Origin of the sequence: Ensifer sp. ENS11 (assembly GCF_014851895.1) — a bacterium.
In the GTDB taxonomy this organism is placed as follows: domain Bacteria; phylum Pseudomonadota; class Alphaproteobacteria; order Rhizobiales; family Rhizobiaceae; genus Ensifer; species Ensifer canadensis.
This window is the reverse complement of the sequence record NZ_JACVAN010000094.1, coordinates 1-255: the sequence shown is the minus strand read 5'-3', so window position 1 is coordinate 255 and position 255 is coordinate 1. Positions and strand designations below refer to the sequence as shown.

Below are 255 nucleotides of genomic sequence, written 5' to 3'. Positions count from 1 at the left end.
GCTCCTGGGCGATCGTCGATATTCTCCATCGCGCCGGCCTGCCGAAGGGCGTGCTGAACCTGGTGATGGGCAAGGGCTCGGTCGTCGGCCAGACGATGCTCGACAGCCCCGACATCCAGGCGATCACCTTTACCGGCTCGACCGGCACCGGCAAACGCGTGGCACTGGCCTCGGTCGAGCACAATCGCAAGTACCAGCTGGAGATGGGCGGCAAGAACCCGTTCGTGGTGCTCGACGACGCCGATCTTAGCGTTG

At 64.7% G+C, this 255-nt stretch carries 1 protein-coding gene; it reads left to right on the top strand.

Features of this window, described 5'->3' with window-relative positions:
- Positions 1-255: aldehyde dehydrogenase family protein (locus IB264_RS34370; RefSeq protein WP_192435391.1), on the top strand; the 255-nt coding region annotated here is incomplete at both ends.